The organism is Streptomyces sp. NPDC088812, from assembly GCF_044750285.1.
Classification (GTDB): Bacteria; Actinomycetota; Actinomycetes; order Streptomycetales; family Streptomycetaceae; genus Streptomyces.
Genome location: NZ_JBIVJP010000003.1, coordinates 492,072 through 495,719, shown reverse-complemented (window position 1 = coordinate 495,719; position 3,648 = coordinate 492,072). Strand labels below are relative to the sequence as shown.

Sequence of the window (3,648 nt, the reverse complement as noted above, 5' to 3'; positions counted from 1 at the left end):
CAGCTTCGGAGCCTTCAGCGTGTTGCGCTGCGCCTCCGCCGCCATCTCCTCGTCACCGTTCAGATACGCCGTCGTCGCGTCCACCACACCCTGCAACGACTTGCCCGCCCGCGCCGCCACGAACTCCAGGTCCTTCACCGCGTGATCCGCGAACTGCGACAACGCCAGCGCCACCAGACCGCCCTGCGCCTGCTCGCCACCCGCGGCAGGCGCATCCGCGGAGATCGTGCCGGCGCTGGAGGCCGCCGACGTCACATGCTCACCGAACGCCGTCGCATGCTTTTGCAGACCCGACGCCGTCTCACCCGTCGTCTTCAGCACGTGCTGAATGCCCTGCGGCTTCAAATCCCAGACCGGCACCCGCCAACCCCCGTTCTCGTTCCCACAGCGTCAACGCACCGTGAACGTCAGCCGATGTTGTCGACCGCGGCCTTCGCCCGCTGGGCCGTCGACTGCGCCGTACCGTCGTTCTTCTCCAGCGTCGACTTCAGCAGACCGATGATGTTCTTCACCTCGTTCGAGGCGTTGGTCCACCGCTGCTCCTTGCCGTGGTACTCCTCCGAGACCCCGTCCGCCGCGAAGTCCGCCATCGCCGCCTTCACCTGACGGTCACGCTGGCCGATCACCTCCTCCAGTCGCGCGACCACCGCCTGGATGTTCCCCTGCGCGTCCCCCGACGCACCCGAGTCGTAGGACCGACGATCAGCACCCGCACCAGCCATCACACACTCCCCGTGAAAAGAAACAGAACCGGACCGGACTCAGACCCGCACACTCAACGCGCGCCGAAACGCGCCGCGTCGAAGTTGGCCGCCGCCATCTGCTGCCGCGCGTTGTCACCCTGCTCCTGGTCACCCGAGGAGAACGCCGACTCCATCCCCGACTGACCACCCAGGATCGCCGACAGCGACGAGTTCAGGTCGTTCGCGATCTCGTCCGCACGCGCTTTGAACTGGTCGAACATCACCCGACCCGCACCGTTGAACTTCCCCTCCAACGGCTGCGCCGCCTGCACCAGCTGCTTGATCAACGAACCGAGGTCGTCACTCGACCCGCGCGAATCACGCATCAGTGTCGACAGCGTCTGCGCACCCATGTCGAACTTCATACTCGAACCCGCCTCCCCCGCTGGGACCTGCCTGCCACACCTTGTTTGCACTCCATCTGTAGCAACTTCCCGCTCGGCGAGGCAATCGGGAAGCCGTAGCAGTTACGGAGGCGGCACGAAAGTATGACCGCACCGTGGGGACATCGATGGGCATCATGGGGCACAGCGGGCGGACGTCAGTGCGCCATGGCCGCCGTCGGGCCCTCGCGGCAGACGAGCAGGAGCGCCCGGTCGTCGTTGACGTCCTTGGCGACCGCCTCGATCAGGTGCCAGGCGGCGCCCTGGAAGCCGCCGGCGACATAGCGGTCGGCCTCGCCCGTGAGGCGGTCGATGCCTTCCATGATGTCCCGGTCGGAGGTCTCCACCAGGCCGTCGGTGAAGAGCATCAGCACGTCGCCGGGGCGCAGCGAGCCCTTCACCGGGTCGAACTGGGCGCCCTCGTACACGCCGAGGAGCGGGCCCTCCGCGGCCTTCTCCTCCCAGCGGCCGGTGCCGGAGCTGAGCTGGAGGCCCGGGGGGTGCCCGGCGGAGTACAGCTCGTAGTCGCCGGAGTCGAGGTCGAGGACGAGGTGGATGGAGGTCGCGAAGCCCTCGTCCCAGTCCTGGCGCAGGAGGTAGCCGTTGGCGGCGGGCAGGAACGCGTGCGGGGGCAGGGAGCCGAGCAGGCCGCCGAAGGCGCCGGACAGCAGCAGGGCCCGGGAGCCGGCGTCCATGCCCTTGCCGGAGACGTCCGTGAGGACGACCTCCATGGTGCGGCCGCCGTTGGTGCGGGCCGCGACGACGAAGTCGCCGGAGAACGACTGGCCTCCGGCCGGCCGCAGCGCCATCTCACGGTGCCAGCCCTGCGGCAGTGTCGGCAGCTTGCTCTGCACCCGGATGCGTTCGCGCAGGTCGAAGAGCATGGTGCCGCCGCGTCGCCAGGGCACGCCGACCCGGCTGCGGAACTGGGCGATGAGCAGGCCGAAGAACCCGCAGGCCGCCACGACCAGGACCACGCCGGGGGTGACGCGGGACGGGCCCTCCGTGTACGGGCCCAGTTGCACCGACTCCACGATCAGGGCCGTGGCCGCCGCCGCGTACAGGCTGAGCAGGCTCGCCGGGCGCAGCAGCAGACCGCCGGCCACGATGGGCAGGACGAGCGCGGCCGGTGAGCACCAGACCGAGTTGGCGAGCGTGGTGACCGCGATCAGGGGGACGGTGAGCAGCAGGCCGGCCAGCGCGATCCAGTCCGAACCGTCGCCGCGGAAGTAGTCCACGGCGCTTCTGCGCACGCCGGTGCGGACCCGGTGCACCAGGTGCTTGAACCGGGCCGTCAACGTCTCGGCTTCCGAGCGCCGCTGTCGTCCTGCTGCCATTAGTTCGGGACCCTATCCATCCAACCCGCCGCTTGGCACGGGAGGTCCCACTTGTCCCCCGTCCGAGGCTCGACTTCACAGTGAACGGCATGGAAAGCGCTCGTGCCGCGGAGAGGGAGAAATTCCCTGACTCGTCCCGCATCCGGCCGTTGGGCGCGGGTTCGTGAGGATTGCGGCGGCGGGTCGGTGACGGTGGCCGCGGCCGCGCGTGCGCCCGGCGGTCCGGGCGGGGTCAGGGTCTCTGGCAGGTGGGACACCAGAAGAGGTTGCGGGCCGCCAGGTCGGCGGTGCGGATGCCGTCGCCGCACAGGTGGCAGGGCTGGTGGGTGCGGCGGTAGACGTAGACCTCGCCGCCGTGGTCGTCGACGCGGGGCGGGCGGCCCATCGCCTCCGGGGTGTGTTCGGGGCGGACCGTGTCGATGCGGTTGGTGCGGACGCCCTCGCGCATGAGGGCGACCAGGTCGGACCAGACGGCCCGCCACTCGGCGGGGGTGATGTCCCGGCCCGGGCGGTAGGGGTCGATGCGGTGCCGGAAGAGGACCTCGGCGCGGTAGACGTTGCCCACGCCCGCGATGACCTTCTGGTCCATGAGGAGGGCGGCGATCGTCGTACGGCTGCGGGCGACGCGGCGGTACGCGGCGTCCGGGTCGGCGTCGCCGCGGAGGGGGTCCGGGCCGAGGCGGTCGTGTATCGCGCGCTTCTCGTCGTCCGTGATCAGCGCACAGGTGGTGGGGCCCCGGAGGTCGACGTGGGCGGTGGGGCCGGTGAGGCGCAGGCGGACGGTGTCCGTGGGCGGGGGCGCGGGGGCGCCGCCGAACGCGACCTTGCCGAAGAGGCCGAGGTGGATGTGGATCCAGGTGCCGGTGCCGAAGCCGAGGAAGAGGTGCTTGCCGTGCGCCTCGGTGGCGTGGAGGACCGAGCCGTCGAGGAGGGCGGCGGCGTCGGAGAACTTGCCCTGGGGGCTGCTGAGGCGGACCGGCCCGCCCCGGAAGCGGGCGGCGTAGTCCTCGGCGAGCCGGTGGATGGTGTGCCCTTCTGGCACGGTGCGGCGTCCTTCCTGCCCTGCCGTCCCGCCCGCGCCCCGGGAGGGGGCGCGGGCGGGTGGGTTCTGCGTCGGTCCCGCTGCGGGGCGGGGTGCACCTGCCCCGCTGCGGGGTGTGGTGCGTCAGTTCTGCTGCCGGGGCG

At 70.9% G+C, this 3,648-nt stretch carries 5 protein-coding genes; all 5 read right to left on the bottom strand.

Annotated features, from left to right (window positions below):
• A partial coding sequence (locus ACIP67_RS08365) for a DUF6507 family protein (protein ID WP_401689223.1) occupies positions 1–360 on the bottom strand: 360 nt, incomplete at its 3' end.
• 47 nt (positions 361–407) lie between these two features.
• Entirely contained in the window at positions 408–722 is a 315-nt protein-coding gene (locus ACIP67_RS08360) for a pore-forming ESAT-6 family protein (protein WP_401689220.1), read from the bottom strand.
• Positions 723–775: 53 nt separating this feature from the next.
• Positions 776–1,108: a hypothetical protein gene (locus ACIP67_RS08355; protein ID WP_401689217.1), complete on the bottom strand. Its 333-nt coding sequence runs from the start codon at positions 1,106–1,108 to the stop codon at positions 776–778.
• A 176-nt stretch (positions 1,109–1,284) separates the two neighbouring features.
• Complete coding sequence (locus tag ACIP67_RS08350) at positions 1,285–2,463, bottom strand: PP2C family protein-serine/threonine phosphatase (protein ID WP_401689214.1); 1,179 nt, start codon at positions 2,461–2,463, stop codon at positions 1,285–1,287.
• A gap of 232 nt (positions 2,464–2,695) precedes the next feature.
• On the bottom strand, positions 2,696–3,505 hold the full coding sequence (locus ACIP67_RS08345; RefSeq protein ID WP_401689211.1) for an Fpg/Nei family DNA glycosylase: 810 nt from the start codon (positions 3,503–3,505) through the stop codon (positions 2,696–2,698).
• Between the last annotated feature and the right edge of the window lie 143 nt (positions 3,506–3,648).

Coding starts and splice junctions, on each gene's coding strand:
- ACIP67_RS08360 (WP_401689220.1), bottom strand. CDS start 722: ATGGCTGGTGCGGGTGCTGATCGTCGGTCCTACGACTCGGGTGCGTCG.
- ACIP67_RS08355 (WP_401689217.1), bottom strand. CDS start 1,108: ATGAAGTTCGACATGGGTGCGCAGACGCTGTCGACACTGATGCGTGAT.
- ACIP67_RS08350 (WP_401689214.1), bottom strand. CDS start 2,463: ATGGCAGCAGGACGACAGCGGCGCTCGGAAGCCGAGACGTTGACGGCC.